This window comes from Streptomyces sp. NRRL S-646, from assembly GCF_000720765.1.
Taxonomy (GTDB): domain Bacteria; phylum Actinomycetota; class Actinomycetes; order Streptomycetales; family Streptomycetaceae; genus Streptomyces.
The window spans coordinates 1-18,186 of sequence record NZ_JODC01000008.1 but is presented as its reverse complement, the minus strand read 5'-3'; the positions used below and the strand labels follow the sequence as shown (position 1 = coordinate 18,186).

Genomic DNA, 18,186 nt, shown 5'->3' with positions numbered 1-18,186 from the left:
GGGCCAGCAGGGGCCGGGTAGCAGTGCGAGCGGGACCGGCATGAGGAAGGTCCAGCGCCAGCCGATCCCGGTGAGCAGGCCGCCGAGGATCAGGCCCGAGGAGTAGCCCAGGGCGCCGAAGAGGCTGAAGACCGACAGCGCCCGGTTGCGCTGCGGGCCCTCGCGGAAGGTCGTGGTGAGGATGGACAGGCCGGCGGGCACGGTGAAGGCTGCGGCCAGACCCTTGACGAAGCGGGTGGCGATCAGCAGCGTGCCGTCGTCGACCAGCCCGCCGAGCAGGGAGGCCGCGGCGAAGACGGCCAGCGCGGCGAGGAAGACCCGGCGGCGCCCGAGCAGGTCGGCCGTACGGCCGCCGAGCAGCATCAGTCCGCCGTAGCCGAGGACGTATCCGTTGACGATCCACTGCAGGGATCTGGGGGCCAGGCCGAGGTCGTGGCCGATGGAGGGCAGGGCGATGCCGACCATCGAGACGTCAAGGCCGCCGAGGAAGAGCACGAGGCACAGAACGGCGAGCACGCACCACAGCCGGGCGGTCCAGCGGGGCTCGGCGGCAGGCGCGGGCAGCGTCCCGGGACGGGACTGGGTCAGGGACATGCGGAAGGAATCTCTCTCCTGGCAAGGGAGCGGGCGGGTCCGACGCCTCGGCGCTGAGGAACCGGCCAGAAGAGGCCGAGCCGGGGTCAGAGCGCGCGCGGCCGGCCTCGCCATGAGCGTGCCAGGAGTGCCGTACACGAGGAAGGGAGAGCCTTCTCCTGGGCACGGTCTGCGTAGGAGAAAAGGCTCCCCCCTTCGGAGGGAATACCCGAAGCGGTTGAGGCAGTGCAGAACCGGTCACCGATGCAGTGTCCCCACACGCGCGGGGCCCGCCTTCAGCCGTCGAGCGGCTCGTAGTCGAACCAGTCGAAGTGAACGGAGCCGATTGAGGCGAACATTCCGAAGACGCGGCCGGTGAAGCCGCCGGCGACCTCCGTGGACAGGTATTTGCCGTCGAGCGAGGTGAGTTCGGCGAAGGTGCCGTCCGGTTCCTCGATGCCGATCGAGACGGTGTCGGGGCCGGTGCGCGCGTCGTTCAGGGTCTCGACGGCGGCCACCTCGACGCGGAGGACCACTGGGCCGGGCGGTACCGGCCGGGACGCCACGACTGTGTTCAACGGGCCGATACGGGCGCGCACTTGCACTTCACCGGCGACGGCTTCGATGTCGTAGTGGTGCTGCTCGTCGAGGCGTACGGCCAGGCCGCCGCGCCCCTCCCCCACGTCGACCAGAGACCGCACCCGGCAGGACAGATGCTGCTGCCGTCGGCCGACGAACGTCACGTCGGTGTCGTCGAGCGAGGCTCCGCGGGCGCGCAGGGTCAGCCAGCCGGGCCGTTCCTTGGTGGTGCAGTGCTCCGCGGGGCGATGGCGCAGTGAGACCCAGTGCGGGGCCAGTTCGGTCACGTCGAAGTCGTCCCGCACCGGCGTGCCGGGGCCCGGCCGGAGCGGCCACGGGGGCACGGGCGCCTCGAGGGAAAGTTCACCGACGACCGGCCAGTCGCCCACCCACGTCACCGGTGCCAGGAACGTCTCGCGGCCCAGCACGTGCCAGCCCGGGGTGCCGCCGCCCGACCGCACCCCGAGCAGCACCATCCACCAGGAGCCGTCGGGTGCCTGGACCAGGTCGGCGTGGCCGGTGTTCTGGATGGGGTGGTCGGTGCCGCGGTGGGTGAGGATCGGGTTGGCCGGGCACGGTTCGAAGGGGCCGTCGGGCGTGCGGGCTCGGGCGATCGAGACGCCGTGGCAGCGTTCGGTGCCGCCCTCGGCGATGAGCAGGTACCAGTAGCCGCCGATCCGGTACAGATGCGGTGCCTCGGGGGCTTTGGCGCCGGGCATGCCGGACCAGAGTTTCCGCGCAGGCCCGAAGGCCTCCCCGGTGTAGGGGTCGAGGCGGACCTGGGACACCCCGGCGACGGTGCACCAGCAGGTGCCGTCCTCGTCCCAGGCGAGATCCGGGTCGATGCCGTGCACCCCGGGCAGCCGCACCGGATCGGACCAGGGGCCTGCCGGGTCGGTGGCCGTGAACAGCAGGTTGCCGTCGCTGCTGACGTTGGTGACGATCAGCCAGAAGCGGCCGTCGTGGTGGCGCAGGGTGGGCGCGTAGATCCCGCCCGAGGAGCGCGAGTCCAGCGGCAGGCGCAGTTGGCCGGGCCGGTCCAGCGCGTTGCCGATCTGGGTCCAGTGCACCAGGTCCCGGCTGTGGAAGAGGGGCACGCCGGGGAAGTACTCGAAGCTGGAGCAGGCGAGGTAGTAGTCCTCGCCCGCCCGGCAGATGCTCGGATCGGGGTGAAAGCCGGGGATGACTGGGTTGTTGACGGTGGTGGTGGCCGTCTTGGGCCTGCTCGACACCCTGATCGAGTCCCTTCACTGGTTCACTGGATCACTGGCTGCGGGTCAGCAGCCCGGGAACGGACGGGTGGTTCACGTCGCCGTCGTAGACGGCGACGTTCATGCCGACACCGGTTGCCGGGATGCTCGCCAGGGTGCGGCCGGCGTCCACCGACACGGAGGCGGTGATCGCAGCCGAAGCGGCGTCCGCCGGCGGGGTGGCGGCGGAGACGGAGCCCGCCGCGGCCGGCGAGATGGCTGCGACAAGCCCGATCAGGCGGGTGCGGTGCTTTTGGACCGGCCTGCGCATGTGCCCTCCAGCGCTGTGACGAGCGGGCGGGTGGACGGGGGACGCGCACCACGGTCTACGAGGCCGAACCACTTGGCAAGTGTCGTAACAGATATGCGAAAGTTTCGACCCTTGGGACGGGTCCTGCTCCTCGGAGGGGGCCTACTTCAACGGAGCGGTGCTCCCCCGGACCGTCAGGGTCGTCGCGATCTCCAAGCCGGCCTGGGGTGCCTGCTCGCCGCGGCCGAGGGTGAGCGCCAGCTCGGTCGCCGCCACCGCCATCTCGGTCAGGGGCTGGTGGACGGTGGTCAGCGGGGGGTCCACCCAGGCCACGACCGGGAGGTCGTCGAAACCGACCACGCTCAGGTCGTCCGGGATGCGCAGACCGGCCTCGCGCGCCGCCTGGTAGACGCCGAGGGCCTGCAGGTCGTTGGCGGCGAAGATCGCCGTCGGGCGTTCGGGCAGGGCCAGCAGGGTGCGGGCCGCTTCGTAGCCGTCGTCGCGGGTGAGGCCGGCATGCACGACGATCTCCGGATCGACCGCGAGGCCCGCGGCCTGCATCGCCGAGCGGTATCCGTCCAGCCGGGCGGAGCAGCACAGCTGGTCCTCGGGCCCGCTGATCATCGCGATGCGCCGGTGGCCGAGTTCGGTGAGGTGGCGGGTCGCTGCGCGGCCGCCGGACCAGTTCGTGGCGCCCACGTACGGGACGTCGTCCGGCAGCTCCATGATCGGGTCGAAGACGACGAACGGGATGCCCTTCGCCGTCAGTTGCTCACGTTCGGCCTCGGAGAGCTGCGCCACCGACAGCACGCAGTTGGGGCGCCGGGCGACCGTGTCGTCCCAGGTCGGCGCCGAACTGTCGTGCAGGCCGAACTCGGAGACCATGACGCCGACGCGGTGCCGGCGCGCCACCCGCTCCACACCCCGGATGATCTCGACCGCCCACATGTCCTTGAGCTCACGGAACACCAGCTCGACGACATTGCTTCGGCCCGCTCCGGCGGGCTTGCGGTAGCCGTACCGGTTGATCAGCTCCTCGACCCGGGCACGCGTGTCCGCGGAGACCCCCGACTTTCCGTTGAGCACCTTGGACACGGTCGGCACGGACACACCCGCCGACTCGGCGATGTACGCGATCGTGACCGACTTGGGCGCGTCACGCTCCTCGCGCTCCCGAGTGGCCGGTCCGTCTGCTGCGTTGTCCGCCAAGGTGGCCTTCCCGATCGTCGAACCGTTCGCGCCGGACGCGGGCCCGGCGCGAAAGCCGGTTGAACAGCCTCGTACAGGTGTTGCCGCGTCATTCTCGCATCTCGTACCGACGAACCTGTGGCCCCGGACACATTTTCATGTCAATTTCTCCGCCGCCCACGGAGAAAGTTTCCATCGAACCAAGTTCACATTTTCCTGCGCGGTCTACGCCCCCTCATCGGAAGGTGCCGTGATGACGCGGAGACTGGTGCCGAGACTCGCCGCGGTGCTCCTGCTGGCGATCGCCCTCCTGCCGCTGATGCCCGCAACCGCAGGAGCCGCCGCCCCGCCCCCGGCCGGCTCCGCCACCGCCCGCAGTGCGGTCGCGGCCATGCAGCCCGGCTGGAACCTGGGCAACACCTACGACGCCATCCCCGACGAGACGTCCTGGGGCAACCCGCCCGTGACCAGGGCGCTGTTCAAGAGGATCAGGTCGCAGGGCTTCAGGAGCATACGGCTGCCCGTCACCTGGGGTTCCCACCAGGGCGCCGCCCCTGACTACACGATCGCCCCGGCCTGGCTGGCGAAGGTGCGGCAGGTCGTCGACTGGGCGCTGGACGAAAACCTCTCCGTGCTGCTCAACATGCACCACGACTCGTGGATGTGGGTCGACAACCTCTCCACGGACCACGACGCCGTTCTCGCCCGCTACAGCGCCACCTGGACCCAGATCGCGGCGGCGTTCCGCGACGAGCCCTCCCGGTTGGCGTTCGAGAGCATCAACGAGCCGACGTTCAGCGGCACTTCGGGCGACGACGAGAACTACCGGCTGCTGGCCGAGCTCAACACCGACTTCCACCGCATCGTGCGCGCCTCCGGCGGCCGCAACACCGACCGGCTGCTCGTCCTGCCCACCCTGTACACCAACGCCGACCAGGGGCGGCTCGACGCGCTGGCCACCAGCCTCACCGCCCTGCACGACCCCATGGTGGCCACGACCGTCCACTTCTACGGCTGGTGGCCGTTCAGCGTGAACATCGCCGGCTACACCCGGTTCGACGCCACCGCCCAGAAGGACCTCACGGACACCTTCGACCGCGTCCACGACACCTTCGTCGCCCACGGCATCCCGGTCATCATCGGCGAGTACGCCCTGCTCGCCTACGACCACAACCGCCCCGGCATCATCGAACGCGGCGAGCAGCGCAAGTACTTCGAGTTCCTCGGCAACTACGCCCGCGAGCGGAAGCTCACCACAATGCTGTGGGACGCGGGGCAGTTCCTGAACCGGACCACGCTGCAATGGCGGGACCCGGAGCTGTTCGCCCAGATCAGGTCGAGCTGGAGCACTCGCTCGGACACCGCCTCCAACGACCTGGTCTTCCTGGCGAAGTCGGGTGACATCACCGCCCAGAGCCTCACCCTCAACGCGAACGGCACGGACTTCCAGGGCCTGCGGTACGGCTCCCGCAACCTGTTGAGGGGCAGGGACTACACCGTCTCCGGCAACCAGCTCACGCTGACACCCGCCGCGCTCACCGAACTCGCCGGCGACCGCGCGTACGGGACCAACGCAACACTGCAGGCCAGGTTTTCGCGAGGCGTCCCGTGGCGGATCGACGTGATCACGTACGACACCCCGCTTCTGTCCGCCGCCTCCGGGGACACCGGCGGCCTGACCATCCCCACGCAGTTCCGGGGCGACCAACTGGCCACGATGGAGGCCACCTACGAGGGCGGAGGCAACGCAGGCCCGGCGAGCTGGACGCCCTACCAGCAGTGGGACGCCGCCTTCACGGCGTACACCGGCGACTCCATCAAGCTGACCTCCGACTTCGTCAACTCCCTCAAGGACGATTCCCGCGTCACGCTCACCTTCCACTTCTGGAGCGGCGCCAAGGTGATCTACCACGTCACCAAGACGGGCAACACGGTGACCGGCACGAGCGGCTGAGCCCGGGAACCGTACCTGCTTGAGGGCAGGCACTCGGCACGGACGGGCCGTGCCGAGTGCCTCTGCGCGAGGCCCCCGTCAGCGCAGGCCGTGCTCCAGCCGCTCCGCCACCAGCTTCACGAAACGCGCGGGCTCCTTGGGCTGGCCGCCCTCCGCGAGGACGGCAAGACCGTGCAACAGCTCCGCCGTCTCCACAAGTTCGGTGCGGTCCTCGCGCTCCTGGTACGCCTGGTTCAGGCCCTGCACGAGCGGATGCGCCGGGTTGAGCTCGAGGATCCGCTTGGTGGGCGGGACCTCCTGGCCCATGGCCCGGTACATGTTCTCCAGCGCCGGAGTCAGGTCGTGGGCGTCGGAGACGACACAGGCCGGGGAGACGGTCAGACGCGTCGACAGCCGGACGTCCTTCACGTCGTCCGCCAACTGCTCCTTCAGCCAGCCCAGCAGACCGGCGTAGGCCTCCGTCTGCTTCTCCCGCTCGGCCTCGGCCTGTTCGTCGCCCTGGACGTCGAGGTCGATCTCGCCCTTGGCGACGGACCGCAGCGCCTTGCCCTCGAACTCGCCCACGGCGTCGACCCACACCTCGTCGACCGGGTCGGTGAGCAGCAGGACCTCGACGCCGCGCGCCCGGAACGCCTCCATGTGCGGTGAGTTCTCAAGGCTCTGCCGGGACTCGCCGGTCATGTAGTAGATGTCGTTCTGGCCGTCCTTCATCCGCTCCACGTACTGCTGGAGGGTGGTCGCCTCGTCCTCGGAGTGCGTGCTGGCGAAGGACGCGACGGCGAGCAGGGCGTCGCGGTTGTCGGGGTCGCCGAACAGGCCTTCCTTCAGTACGGCGCCGAACTCCCGCCAGAACGCGGTGTACTTGTCGGGGTCGTTGGCCTTCATCTCCTTGACCGAGGACAGGACCTTCTTGGTCAGCCGGCGCTGGATCATCCGGATGTGCCGGTCCTGCTGGAGGATCTCGCGGGAGACGTTGAGCGAGAGGTCCTGCGCGTCGACGACGCCCTTGACGAAGCGGAGGTACGGCGGCAGCAGCGCCTCGCAGTCGTCCATGATCAGCACACGCTTGACGTAGAGCTGGAGGCCGCGCCGGAAGTCCCGGGTGAACAGGTCGTGCGGGGCGTGTGCGGGCAGGAAGAGCAGGGCCTGGTACTCGAAGGTGCCCTCGGCCTGGAGGCGGATGGTTTCCAGGGGGTCGCGCCAGTCGTGGCTGACGTGCTTGTACAGCTCGTGGTACTCGTCGTCGGAGACCTCGTCGCGCGAGCGGGCCCACAGGGCCTTCATCGAGTTCAGCGTCTCCGGTTCGGGCGTGTCCTCGCCGTCGCCGCCCGGCTGCGGGACCAGCCGGATCGGCCAGGTGATGAAGTCGGAGTACCGCTTGACGATCTCCTTGATCTTCCAGGTGGAGGTGTAGTCGTGCAGCTGGTTCTCGGCGTCGGCCGGCTTGAGGTGGAGCGTGACGGCGGTTCCCTGCGGTGCGTCGTCGACGCTCTCCAGGGTGTAGGTGCCCTCGCCGCGCGAGGACCAGCGGGTGCCGCCGGCCTCCCCGGCGCGCCGGGTCACCAGGGTCATCTCGTCGGCCGCCATGAAACCGGAGTAGAAGCCGACGCCGAACTGTCCGATGAGCCCCTCGGCCCCGGCGGCGTCCTGGGCCTCCTTCAGCTCCTTGAGGAAGGCGGCCGTGCCGGAGTTGGCGATGGTGCCGATGAGGTTGCCGACCTCGTCGTACGACATCCCGATGCCGTTGTCCCGCACGGTGAGCGTGCGGGCGTCCGGATCGAGTTCGATCTCGATGTGCAGGTCCGAGGTGTCGACGTCGAGGCTGTCGTCCCGCAGCGCGGCCAGGCGCAGCTTGTCGAGCGCGTCGGAGGCGTTGGAGACGAGTTCCCGCAGGAAGACGTCCTTGTTCGAGTAGACCGAGTGGATCATCAGCTGGAGCAGCTGACGGGCCTCTACTTGGAACTCAAACGTTTCGGTCGACATGGTTCGTGTGTCCTCGCAGGTCCCTAAAGTGCCAGGTCAGGTGAGAGTCACTGTAGGACACATCGGCGGGGTCTCGGCAACGCAGTGCGGTGGCGCACGACAACGCGGATGGTGGGTTTACGCAGCCTGACAGGTCGTCAAAAGGCGGAGTGACAGCAGGAATTCACGGATGTCCTCTGGTGTAACGCACGTGTCACCGGATATGTCATGTCTCGGTCATCATCGGCACGCCCGTGCCGGAGTGAAGGGAACCCCCCGTGCGCCTGCGCCCCCTGCGCGTCCTGTGCTGTTCCGCCGCCCTCGCCCTGTCCACACCCGCCCTGCTTCCCGGCACGGCCTCGGCGGCGGTCCCGACCTCTTCGGTCTACCTGCAGAACTACACCACCGGCCGCAACGCCGCCGACGCCGGCGGCACCGTCGCCGCGCACAATCCCAAGGGCAACGAGGACCACCAGCAGTGGACCCCGGTCGCGGTCAGCGGCGGCTACCAGCTGCAGAACGCCGACGAGTCCGGCACCTGCATCGGCCGCAGCGGCACCTCCGCGGTCACCGCCACCTGCGGCGCGGACGGCACCACCTGGATGATCACCTCCGGCGCCGAGAGCACGTACACCATCACCGCCCCCGGCACCTCGCAGTACCTCACCGGCTCCGCCTCCGACACCGCGGCCGTACAACTGGGCTCCGCGGGCGACCTCGCCCGCTGGTACCTCACCCCGGTCGCCTACGCCACCACGGCGATGCCCTCCGCCGACACCCGCACCCTGGACCAGGTCACCTTCCTGACCGCGCACAACGCCTTCGCCAACGGTGTCGACGGCAACTTCGCCTCGTGGCCGGTCAGCTGGTTCCCCAACCAGAACTCCGGCATCAGCAAGCAACTCGCCGACGGCGTACGCGGGTTCATGCTCGACGACTACACCGTCTCCGGACAGGCCGTCCTCTGCCACAACAGCTGCGACGGCGTCGGCAGCCCCGTCCCGCTCGCTGCCGACCTGCAGCGCATCGTCGGCTTCCTCAAGGCCAACCCCGGCCAGTTCGCCACCGTCTTCCTCGAGGACTACGCCTCCTCCGACGTGCTGAAGTCCTCCCTCGCCTCGGTGAACGGCCTCTACGACGTGCTGTACCGGCCCGACCAGGAGGGCGTGGCGACCAAGGGCTGGCCGACCGTAGCCGACCTCGCCGCCCGCGGCAAGCAGCTGCTGATCTTCAGCGACCGGACCCGGGCGAGCGACACCGCGAGCGGTTGGAGCACCCGCGACACCTTCGGGGTGATGTACCAGCGCGAGTGGACCGTGGAGAACTACTGGTCCATGGGCGGCGGAATCGGCGCCTCGGACTGGTCCTGCTACAGCCGCTGGGACACCCGCCCCCTCACCACGGACTCGTCCGCGTTCCACCCGCTGTTCGTGATGAACCACTTCCGCGACTACACCATCGGCTCCACCGCGCAGACCGACAACGGCAAACTCCTCAACCGTGCACAGAACTTCTGTACACCCGCCGCCCGCAAGAAGCCCAACTACCTCGCCGTGGACCGCTACGACCTCGGCTCCCCGCGCCCGCTCACCACGGTGGGCAGCCTCAACACGTACGTCCTCACGCCAGGACAGTGACCGCCGACCCGCTCCGGAGAGGTGTGGAATGCTGCGGTCCTAGGCACTGTCTCCCGCGGAGAGTGCACGCCTGCCGGATGGACCGCCTGGAGCCCGATGAACACCGCAAGCCGACCGCACAACTGCGCCGCCCCACTCGCCCGGTTCGAGCACGAGGCCGGCGCCTGGACCGAGTTCGGCACCGCCCGTGTCGCCTGAGCCCGACCGGACTGTCGACGCGGAGCGCGTCAGGCAGGAGATCCTCGACGAGGCCGCCGGAGCCGAGCCGTACATCCTGCGCGGTGCCCACGTCACCGGGGCACTGCTGCTGGACGGGGCGGAGATCAGGCGGTCCGTGCGGTTCGAGGGGTGCCGGTTCGACGAGGCCGTCAGCCTGGAGGGGACGACGACGCTCGGGGTGAGCGTCGTCGACTGCACGCTGCCCGGCTTCCGGGCGCCCACGGCACAGTTCGGCGGACGACTTGACCTGCGCCGCTCGACCATCGGCGGGGACGGGCAGCACGCTCTCGAACTCGTGCACGCGGACATCGCGGGAGCGCTGCGGCTCGACGGGGCACGGCTGATCGCGCCGGGACGGATGGCGGTGGACGCCGGTGGCCTGGTGATGCGGGGCGGGGTGTTCTGTGAGGACGGATTCGTCGCAGAAGGCGAAGTCAGCTTCCCCGGGGCCGAGTTGCCGGGGGGGCTGTGGATGCGCGGGGCACGGATCACGGTGGGCGCGCCGGACGCCTTCGCCTTCCACGGGGACATGCTCAAGGCGTCGACCGTACGGCTGTCACGGGGATTCACGACCGACGGCAGGGTGCGGCTGCGCAGCGTACGGATAGAGGACCTGCTGACCTTCGACGATGCCGAACTGCTCGGCTCCGGCACGTCGTTGATGTGCGTGGGGATGCAGGCCGGGGCGCTCGACCTGCGCTTCCGGTACCGGCCCGCGGGCGGCGTGAACCTGCGCAACGCGCACGCGGACCGTATCCAGGACCACCCGTCGACCTGGCCGAAGACGCTGGGCCTGGACGGACTGACGTACGGCTGGCTCGGCGAGACGGCACCCACCCGGCGCGAGGACGTCGAGAACCGGCTGGCGTGGCTGCGCCACCAGCCCGTCTACGTCCCGCAGCCGTACGAGCAACTCGCCTCCCACTACCGCAGATGCGGGCACGAGGACGAGGCACGGCAGGTGCTGCTCGTGCGGGAGCGGCACCGACGGGCGACACTGGGCCCGGCGGGCAGAGCCTGGGGCTGGCTGCTCGACTCAACCGTCGGATACGGCTACCGCCCGTGGATCGCAGGAATCTGGCTGGCGCTGCTCACGCTCGTCGGCTCGCTCGTGTTCTCGGCACACAACCCCGTGGCGAACACGAAGGGCGAGGACACGCCGTTCAACCCGGTCGCCTACACCCTTGACCTGCTGGTGCCGATCGGCGGCCTCGGCCAGCGCGACCACTGGCACTGGGCACAGGGCGGCGTACAGGGTCTGGCGTACGCGTTGATCGCCATCGGCTGGATCCTGACGACGGCGGTCGTGGCGGGGGTGACCCGGACGCTGAGCCGGAACTAGCGTCCGTCTGCCGCGTGGCTGCCCGCTCGCGCCACCGGGGGGTGTACGGCGTGGTCCGCGCGCGGCTGCAAGCCGCCCGGCCCGGCAGCTCTCTGTCGCAAGAACCGTGCCGGCGCACGGCGCGTCGTCGCCCACGGCCTCGTGATGCCGGAAGCCGCCTGATCACATGACCGATCCCGGATCCGGTTCAGCTGCCGGATCGTCGCCGGGGTGGGGCGGCTGTGTGTGGCGATCACGCTGCTCAGATGTCAGCCGAGATCGCCGCCGACTACCGCTTCGAACGCCCAGGGGCTGCCGGGTCCGTGGCGGAGTTGGCCAGGGCATCGAGCTGGGCGGCGAGGTCGGGGTGGTCGGGGGTGAGATGGGGGCGGGTTGCGTTGAGGGGGTGGATGAGGGCGGCGGGGTCGTCGTGGGCGAGGGCCGCGTGAAGTTGGCCGAGCGGGCTGCGGGCCGCGGTGGGCAGGTCGGTGAGGGCGCTGATCTGGCCGGCGATGCGGCGCAGGTCGGCTGCGTTGCGGCGGGCCCAGGCGGCGGTCGTGCGCTCGGCGGCGCGGCGCTCGCGGGTGGCCTGGACTCGTTGTTCGCCGGTGGTTCCTTCGGGACCGGGCCGGCCCCGCAGATAGCGTCGCTCGGCGGCCTGGCGGCTGGAGACACCGAGGGGGTGGGCGAGGTCGGCCCAGCTGGCACCCGCCTGGCGGGCGGTTTCGATCAGGCCGGTTTCCCATTCGGCGAGCTGCTCGCGTACCTGCCGCAGCAGCAGAAGCGAGGCCAGGGCCTTCTCCGGGGCGACGTCCTGGGTGTCGGCGGTGTCGTGGTCCTCGTGCCTGGCGGCCTGCAGGGCATCGTCTATGGCGTGCAGAGCTGCCGCGGCGGCCAGGAACGACGCCGGGCTCGGCGCTCCGATACCGGACGATGCCGGCTGGTCAGCCTGGGTCATGGGCACCTCCTCAGTTGGTCATCCTTTGGACGACACCATGTTTGTCATCCATTGGATGACATGGTACAACGGTTTCAGTGAGGCGCATTGGCAGCAACTGCCTGAACCTTCCTGGAGGTGTTTTCCGATGTTGATGCGCACTGACCCCTTCCGTGAGCTGGACCGGCTGGCGCAGCAGCTGATGGGCCCGGGCACCTGGTCGCGGCCGTCCCCCATGCCGATGGACGCCTACCGCGAGGGTGACGAGTACGTGGTGGCCTTCGACGTCCCCGGCGTCAGCGCGGACGCGATCGACATCGACGTCGAACGGAACATGCTGACCGTCAAGGCCGAGCGCCGGCCCGTGACGAAGGCCGACGACGTACAGATGGAGCTGTCGGAACGGCCGCTCGGCGTCTTCTCGCGCCAGCTCGTGCTGGCGGACACGCTGGACACCGAGCACATCCAGGCCGACTACGAGGCAGGCGTGCTCACCCTGCGCATTCCGATCGCCGAGCGCGCCAAGCCCCGCAAGATCACCATCGGCGTCGGATCCGGCCGCAAGGAGATCTCCGGCTGAGCCGGACGGCCGAAGGCTGAACAACGGCGGAGGACAGGTACCTGATCTCCCCCCAGGGCCTGTCCTCCGTTCCCCGTGGACCGAGGAAGGGTGGCGCCCGACATGACTGTGCGACGCGAAGCGTTCCTCAACCATGTGAAGGAACGCGGTGAGTACGCCACCTTGCAGGAGGCCGACCGCGCGGCCCGCGTGGTGCTCGCCCTGCTGGGCGCACACCTGGTCGGCGAGGTACGCGCCCGGCTGGCGGCGCGTCTGCCGGAAGACTTCGCCCTGATCCTGCTCAATCCGCTGCAGAGCGCCGAACCGCTGCCCCCGGAGCGGTTCGTGCGCGCGACCGCCGCCTGGATCGAAGGGGCGACCGAACAGACCGCCGCCTGGGACGTCGGCGCCGTCCTGTCCACGGCCGCCGACGCCGTCGGCGACGACCTCCTCAAAGAGATCCTGCTCCAACTCCCAGCGGGCTACGACGCGCTCTTCGGCCGCCTTCAGCCCACCTGACCACCCACCCACCGGTGGCCGCACAGCCGGCCACCACGACCCCGGTGACAGAAAGGCAACCACCGCAGTGATGTCCGACCACAGCGCACCGCTCCAGCAGCCCTATGGAAGGGCGTACGAACACATGCTGGAAAAGGTCCGCTACGACGGCGCCTACCCCACCCGCGAGAAGGCCGAGGAGGCCGTCCGCCTCGTCCTCGCCGGGCTGGGACGCCAGCTGACCGGCGACGAACGCGTCGAACTCGCCGGCCGCCTCCCCCTCGAGGCCGCACGCATCCTCACCGCCCAGATCCCCGACATCCGGCCACTGACCGGCTGGGCCTTCGTCAAGGACCTCTCCGCCCGTACCGGCGCCGCCCTGGCCACCACCCGCTGGGACACCGGATCCGTCTTCTCCGCCGTCTCGGCCTATGCCGGCCGCGACCTCGTGACCCGCATCCTGCGCCGGCTTCCCTCCGGCTACGCGCTCCTGTTCGGCCGCGCCGAACTCACCCAAGCCGCATAGGTGGACCGCGCCTTCCGGCGCGACAGCACGCCGGTGACCGTGAGACGTGCACGGGCCGTCGAGACCGCGCAGGGCTCCGGTCACCGGCATCATGCCGACCGCTTTGAGGATCGCCAACAGATCTGAACGGCCGCAGGCCCGGCCGTAATTCGTTTGACCCGGCGACGCCTCGGCGTTGCACTGTGGCGGGGCACCGCGGGTCGTGGTGCCGGTAGCCCGGGGAGGCAGCGGCACCAATGGAGATCCGTTCCACGACCGACCAGGACTTCGACGTCTTCGTCGACACCATGTATGCCGCGTTCGGGCGCTTCCCGGAAACCCCGGCCGAGGGCGGCGGCGGAGTGTGGTGGGCGGCGCTCGAAATGGACCGCAACCTGCTCGCCGTTACGGCGGACGGACGGCCCGTCGGCACCGCGGGCGCGTACTCCTTCGAGCTCACGCTGCCCGGTGAGATCCTCGCCCCGGCCGCGGGGGTGACCGCCGTCGGCGTCCTGCCCTCGCACCGACGCAAGGGCGTGCTCACCGCGCTGATGCGGCATCAGCTCACCGAACTGCGGGCCCGAGGGGAGTTCCTCTCCGTACTGCTGGCCTCCGAGGCCGTGATCTACCGCAGGTTCGGCTACGGGCCGGCCACCTACACACAGCGGCTGACGGTGCCGCGCCACCAGGCCGCCCTCGCCCTCCCCCGGGCACACGGAACGGCCGAGGCACCGGCGACCGGTCGGGACACCGGCTCGGTCGAGCTGCTGCGGCGGGCCGAGTGCGGCGAGATCCTGGAGGAGGTCTACGACCGTTACCGCCGCGCCCAGCCCGGTGCGCTGTCCAGGCCGCACCGCTGGTGGGCCTCGGGCGCGGGGCAGCCCCCCATCTCTCCGGCGCCGCGCTACGTGGCCGTCCACCGTGACGCCGAGGGCGTCCCGGACGGGTACGCCAGCTATGCAATCGGCGAAGGCGACGCCTTGACGGTCGACGAGACCATCGCCACCGACGACGCCGTCTTCACGGCCCTGGCCCGGTTCGTGCTCGGACACGACCTGGTCCGTCAGGTGGTGTTCAAGCACATCCCGCCCGACAATCCGCTGCGCTGGCAGCTTGCGGACTTCCGCGCCGGCCAGGTCAGCAACGACACCGACTGGCTCTGGGTACGGCTGCTGGACGTCCCGCGAGCGCTGACCGCGCGCGGCTGGTCCATGGACGGCGAGCTCGTCCTCGACGTCGACGACCCGTTCCTCGGTGAGCACGGCCGCTACCTGCTGACGGTGCGCGACAGCAAAGCCGAATGCGTCCCCACGGACCGGGAGCCCGATCTGTCCCTGGACGCGAGCGACCTCGGTTCGATCTACCTCGGCGGCACCGCCCCGAGCACGCTCGTACGTGCGGGACACATCCAGGCCCACCGCCCGGGCGCGGCCGCCCTCGCCGACACTCTCTTCCGCGCCGAGCGCTCCCCGCACTGCCTGCACTGGTTCTGACCGCAGCCCCAAAGTCAGTGGAGGCCCTCGGTGGGTGCAATCGCGTGGCGGGCAGGGGGCGTTGGGCCGGATTGATGGTGAGCTTCAGGGCCTGGTCGGTGCGGCCGAGGGCTCGCTGCAGGGCTGCCCCGGGTGGCGTGTAAGAGGTGGTAGCGGCCCGGGCGGCGCGGCGCGGCGGCCTGTTCGATCAGGGTGACGGCGCTGTGGATGCCCGCCTGGCGGCAGCCCCGCCCGGGTCAGCGCTCGACGACAGGCCGCACTTCCTCCCCGTCGGGCATCGGGAAGCTCGCGGCCGGCTCCAGGTCGGCGCATTGGAGGCGACGGCGGGCGGGATGGCAGCATCATGACGTTGACCGATCACGGAGGATGTACGGGTAGCCGCCGGCGACCCCCGCTTCCACAGCACCAATCTCCGTGTCGCGGCCAAGCTGCGCGCACTGCGCCGCCGCTACTCGCGCGACACCTCGGCGCAGTAGTTGCGGGCGTCCGGCATCGCGGTGTTCACAAACCCCGTTGAGATCGTTCCTGATCCTTCCTAGGTTGGGCCGCGTGACGATCGAGGTGCCCTACCAGCCGCTCCCGATTCAGCTGTCAGACGTGCGCTATGCCCATGGCCCCGACTCCGCCGTGCAGCCTGGCGTACCGGCCGGCGAGACGATCGAGTTCGACTGGAGCGACAGCGCGATCTACCCGGGAACCTCACGGAAGTTCTGGGTACACGTGCCCGCCCGGTACGACCTTTCGGAACCGGCGTCGCTGATGGTGTTCCAGGACGGATGGTGGTACCTGGACCCTGAAGGGGAGGTCCGAGGCACGATCGTTTTGGACAATCTCGTCCACCGCGGTGACATCCCGATCACCATCGGCCTGTTCGTCGACCCGGGCGTCTTCCCAGATGCTGAGAATCCGAAGAACCGCAACACCGAGTACGACGCCTACGACGACCGGTACGTCCGCTTTCTCCTGGCAGAGATCATCCCAGAGGTCACGAAGCGCTATTCGATCGTCGAGGACCCCGACCGGTGGGGCATCTGCGGCGGCAGCAGCGGCGGCAACTGCGCCTTTACCGCAGCCTGGCTGCGCCCGGACAAATTCCGCCGGGTGATCGCGTACTTGTCCAGCTTCACCCAGATGCCAGGCGGCAACCCATACCCCGAACTCATCCCCCGCGTCCCGCACAAGCCGCTGCGTATCTTCATGCAAGCGGGCCACCGTGACCTGCGCTGGAACGAACCCGAGGCGAACTGGCTCGCCAACAACCTGCGCGTCGCGGCCGCACTGGCAGAAGCCCGCTACGACTTCCGCCTCGTCCTGGGCGACGGTGGCCACAGCCCCAACCACGGCGGGGTCCTGCTTCCCGACGCCCTCCGCTGGTTGTGGCGGTCGGACGACCGCGGTGACCCACCGGTGGGTTGAGGCGCGGCGACTACGTAGAGGCGGCCGTCTCGGATCAGGGCCCACAAGACGCTGACTGTGCGGCGAGCGAGGGCGGTTACGGCCTGGCGTGGCGTTTGCCCTAGGCGCGCCGGCGGTCGTAATGCATCCGGGAGTTCCTCACTGTCAGGCTTGGCGGGCGTAGGACGTGAGGCGATCGGCAAGCGCGATGACGAGGTCGCGGAGTTCAGCGGGGCGCTCGATGACGAACGGCCGGTCGAGTGCGGCGAGTATCCGAGGCAACCAGTCGAGCCGCTCCGCCCGCAGCTCGACGCGCATCCAGCGCTCGGCCGCCGGGTCCTCGCCGGCCGCGGGCTCGTGCTCCTCCAGGCTCGCGACGCCGGCGGGAAGGTGGGCGCGGATCTGCTCAACTGTGCCGTGGATCCGCAAGGTCACCTCATGCCGGTACTCGGCCGTGGCGAACCCTGACAACACGCGCTGTGCCGGACCGGGACCCACAGGCGCCTCGAACGAGCCGGGGAGGGTCCTTGCGTCTGCGATGCGATCGAGCCGGAAGGTTCGGTCCTCGCCGACCTGGGCGTCCTTGCCCGTGACGTACCAACGGCCCGCATGGGCGACGATCCCGTACGCGTGCAGCGTGCGTTCGCTGCGCCGTCCGTCGCGGTCGGTGTAGCGGATCGAGACCGGTCGGCGGTGGCGCACCGCATCGGCGAGGGTGAGCAGGAGCCCGGCGTCCGGGTGGTCCGACTCGCCGGGCTCATCGGTGAAGGCGAGAGCTTCCAGCAGCGTGTCGAGCCGGCGGGCGATGTGCTTGGGCAGCACCCGCCGGATCTTCGCCGATGCCGTCTCGTTTGCCGTGCGCTCCGTCGTCGTCAGCCCTGCCCGGCGGCCGGCGACCAGGCCGAGCAGCACGGCCAGCGCCTCGTCGTCGCTGAGCATGAGCGGAGGCAAGCGGTACCCCGGGGCAAGCCGGTACCCGCCGTAGCGGCCGCGCACCGATTCCACGGGCACGTCCAGGTCGATCAGCTGGTCCACATACCGGCGCACGGTGCGCCCTTCGACGCCGAGCCGGTCGGCGAGCTCGGCCACGGTCCGGGTGCCGCCCGACTGGAGCAGCTCCAGGAGTGTCAGCACGCGGCCGGTGGGTCGAGGCATGTTCGCAGCCTAACGCGAATACAGGACCGATTCTGTCCACTATTTCCCCTAGCCTGCGACATGCACGCCTCCAGCACAGCCAAGGAGATTCCCATGGACTTCGTCTCGATCCGCATCATCACCAGCGACGTGGCGCGCCTCGTCGACTTCTACGAGCGAGCCACAGGGGCGCGGGCGGCGTGGGCCACGGAGGACTTCGCCGAGCTGAAGACCGCGGGCGCCACCCTCGCGATCGCCGGCACCCGCACCGTCCCGCTGTTCGCCCCGGGCTCTGCCCGCCCGGCGGACAACCACAGCGTGATCACCGAGTTCCTCGTCGACGACGTGGACCGCGTTCACCAGAGCCTGACCGGCTTCGTCACCGACTTCGTCACCGAGCCCACCACGTTGCCCTGGGGCAACCGGTCGCTGCTGTTCCGCGACCCCGACGGCAACCTCGTCAACTTCTTCACCCCCGTCACGCCGGCGGCCAGGGAAAAGTTCGCACGCTGACGCCACGCACAGCCGTGCGGTCCGCCGCTGCCCCTTGAGTGTGGTACAACCGGAGCGATTGCTCCGCAAGGCTGGAAGTTCGCTGTACCCTGAATGCCGTGACCCTCGCCGACCAGCCGCCCCCCGCACCCGAACAGCCCGCACCGCGCGGCCGCCGCGCCGACGCCGAACGCAACCGCGCCGCGATCATGGAGGCGGCCGGCGCCGTCTTCGCCGAGC

General features: G+C 69.9%; 15 protein-coding genes and 1 pseudogene. 9 read left to right on the top strand and 7 right to left on the bottom strand.

The features are described from left to right. Window positions 1-18: 18 nt before the first annotated feature. The 4 genes and pseudogenes from IH68_RS55350 to IH68_RS0120035 all read right to left on the bottom strand — a co-directional run. A pseudogene (locus IH68_RS55350) lies at window positions 19-594 on the bottom strand (MFS transporter); the annotation flags it as partial. 275 nt (window positions 595-869) lie between these two features. Next, window positions 870-2,384: a glycoside hydrolase family 43 protein gene (locus IH68_RS0120045; protein ID WP_199931899.1), complete on the bottom strand. Its 1,515-nt coding sequence runs from the start codon at window positions 2,382-2,384 to the stop codon at window positions 870-872. A gap of 31 nt (window positions 2,385-2,415) precedes the next feature. After that, window positions 2,416-2,673, bottom strand: coding sequence for a hypothetical protein (locus tag IH68_RS0120040; protein ID WP_030937080.1), 258 nt, complete (start codon window positions 2,671-2,673; stop codon window positions 2,416-2,418). Window positions 2,674-2,814: 141 nt separating this feature from the next. After that, on the bottom strand, window positions 2,815-3,861 hold the full coding sequence (locus IH68_RS0120035; protein ID WP_051833601.1) for a LacI family DNA-binding transcriptional regulator: 1,047 nt from the start codon (window positions 3,859-3,861) through the stop codon (window positions 2,815-2,817). 232 nt (window positions 3,862-4,093) lie between these two features. Between IH68_RS0120035 and IH68_RS0120030 the strand changes: the two genes are divergently transcribed. Continuing rightward, window positions 4,094-5,794, top strand: coding sequence for a cellulase family glycosylhydrolase (locus tag IH68_RS0120030; RefSeq protein WP_030937076.1), 1,701 nt, complete (start codon window positions 4,094-4,096; stop codon window positions 5,792-5,794). Window positions 5,795-5,872: 78 nt separating this feature from the next. Here IH68_RS0120030 and htpG read toward each other — a convergent pair whose 3' ends face one another. After that, complete coding sequence (htpG, locus tag IH68_RS0120025; protein ID WP_030937073.1) at window positions 5,873-7,777, bottom strand: molecular chaperone HtpG; 1,905 nt, start codon at window positions 7,775-7,777, stop codon at window positions 5,873-5,875. A 257-nt stretch (window positions 7,778-8,034) separates the two neighbouring features. Here htpG and IH68_RS0120020 point away from each other — a divergent pair, with 257 nt between their 5' ends. Next, window positions 8,035-9,393: an RICIN domain-containing protein gene (locus IH68_RS0120020; RefSeq protein WP_420718996.1), complete on the top strand. Its 1,359-nt coding sequence runs from the start codon at window positions 8,035-8,037 to the stop codon at window positions 9,391-9,393. Between the two features lie 187 nt (window positions 9,394-9,580). Further along, on the top strand, window positions 9,581-10,954 hold the full coding sequence (locus IH68_RS0120010; protein ID WP_030937069.1) for a pentapeptide repeat-containing protein: 1,374 nt from the start codon (window positions 9,581-9,583) through the stop codon (window positions 10,952-10,954). A 268-nt stretch (window positions 10,955-11,222) separates the two neighbouring features. On the opposite strand, the gene IH68_RS0120005 is transcribed toward IH68_RS0120010, so the two are convergent. Beyond that, window positions 11,223-11,891, bottom strand: a complete 669-nt coding sequence (locus tag IH68_RS0120005; RefSeq protein ID WP_051833599.1) for a hypothetical protein — start codon at window positions 11,889-11,891, stop codon at window positions 11,223-11,225. A 127-nt stretch (window positions 11,892-12,018) separates the two neighbouring features. On the opposite strand from IH68_RS0120005, the gene IH68_RS0120000 reads away from it, so the two are divergent. From IH68_RS0120000 to IH68_RS0119980, 5 genes are all read left to right on the top strand, one after another. Continuing rightward, window positions 12,019-12,450, top strand: coding sequence for an Hsp20/alpha crystallin family protein (locus IH68_RS0120000; RefSeq protein ID WP_030937064.1), 432 nt, complete (start codon window positions 12,019-12,021; stop codon window positions 12,448-12,450). Between the two features lie 102 nt (window positions 12,451-12,552). Continuing rightward, window positions 12,553-12,948, top strand: a complete 396-nt coding sequence (locus IH68_RS0119995; RefSeq protein ID WP_030937062.1) for a DUF2267 domain-containing protein — start codon at window positions 12,553-12,555, stop codon at window positions 12,946-12,948. A gap of 70 nt (window positions 12,949-13,018) precedes the next feature. Next, window positions 13,019-13,453, top strand: coding sequence for a DUF2267 domain-containing protein (locus tag IH68_RS0119990; RefSeq protein WP_420718995.1), 435 nt, complete (start codon window positions 13,019-13,021; stop codon window positions 13,451-13,453). 236 nt (window positions 13,454-13,689) lie between these two features. Then, entirely contained in the window at window positions 13,690-14,925 is a 1,236-nt protein-coding gene (locus IH68_RS0119985) for a GNAT family N-acetyltransferase (RefSeq protein WP_030937057.1), read from the top strand. Window positions 14,926-15,474: 549 nt separating this feature from the next. Continuing rightward, the gene (locus IH68_RS0119980; protein WP_030937055.1) at window positions 15,475-16,341 is read left to right on the top strand and encodes an alpha/beta hydrolase; all 867 of its coding nucleotides are present in this window, start codon (window positions 15,475-15,477) and stop codon (window positions 16,339-16,341) included. A 144-nt stretch (window positions 16,342-16,485) separates the two neighbouring features. On the opposite strand, the gene IH68_RS0119975 is transcribed toward IH68_RS0119980, so the two are convergent. Then, on the bottom strand, window positions 16,486-17,475 hold the full coding sequence (locus IH68_RS0119975; RefSeq protein ID WP_030937053.1) for a helix-turn-helix transcriptional regulator: 990 nt from the start codon (window positions 17,473-17,475) through the stop codon (window positions 16,486-16,488). Between the two features lie 93 nt (window positions 17,476-17,568). On the opposite strand from IH68_RS0119975, the gene IH68_RS0119970 reads away from it, so the two are divergent. Next, the gene (locus IH68_RS0119970; RefSeq protein WP_030937051.1) at window positions 17,569-17,967 is read left to right on the top strand and encodes a VOC family protein; all 399 of its coding nucleotides are present in this window, start codon (window positions 17,569-17,571) and stop codon (window positions 17,965-17,967) included. Window positions 17,968-18,186: the final 219 nt, after the last annotated feature.

Coding starts and splice junctions, on each gene's coding strand:
- IH68_RS0120040 (WP_030937080.1), bottom strand. CDS start 2,673: ATGCGCAGGCCGGTCCAAAAGCACCGCACCCGCCTGATCGGGCTTGTC.
- IH68_RS0120030 (WP_030937076.1), top strand. CDS start 4,094: ATGACGCGGAGACTGGTGCCGAGACTCGCCGCGGTGCTCCTGCTGGCG.
- htpG (WP_030937073.1), bottom strand. CDS start 7,777: ATGTCGACCGAAACGTTTGAGTTCCAAGTAGAGGCCCGTCAGCTGCTC.
- IH68_RS0120005 (WP_051833599.1), bottom strand. CDS start 11,891: ATGACCCAGGCTGACCAGCCGGCATCGTCCGGTATCGGAGCGCCGAGC.
- IH68_RS0120000 (WP_030937064.1), top strand. CDS start 12,019: ATGTTGATGCGCACTGACCCCTTCCGTGAGCTGGACCGGCTGGCGCAG.
- IH68_RS0119995 (WP_030937062.1), top strand. CDS start 12,553: ATGACTGTGCGACGCGAAGCGTTCCTCAACCATGTGAAGGAACGCGGT.
- IH68_RS0119990 (WP_420718995.1), top strand. CDS start 13,019: ATGTCCGACCACAGCGCACCGCTCCAGCAGCCCTATGGAAGGGCGTAC.
- IH68_RS0119985 (WP_030937057.1), top strand. CDS start 13,690: ATGGAGATCCGTTCCACGACCGACCAGGACTTCGACGTCTTCGTCGAC.
- IH68_RS0119975 (WP_030937053.1), bottom strand. CDS start 17,475: ATGCCTCGACCCACCGGCCGCGTGCTGACACTCCTGGAGCTGCTCCAG.
- IH68_RS0119970 (WP_030937051.1), top strand. CDS start 17,569: ATGGACTTCGTCTCGATCCGCATCATCACCAGCGACGTGGCGCGCCTC.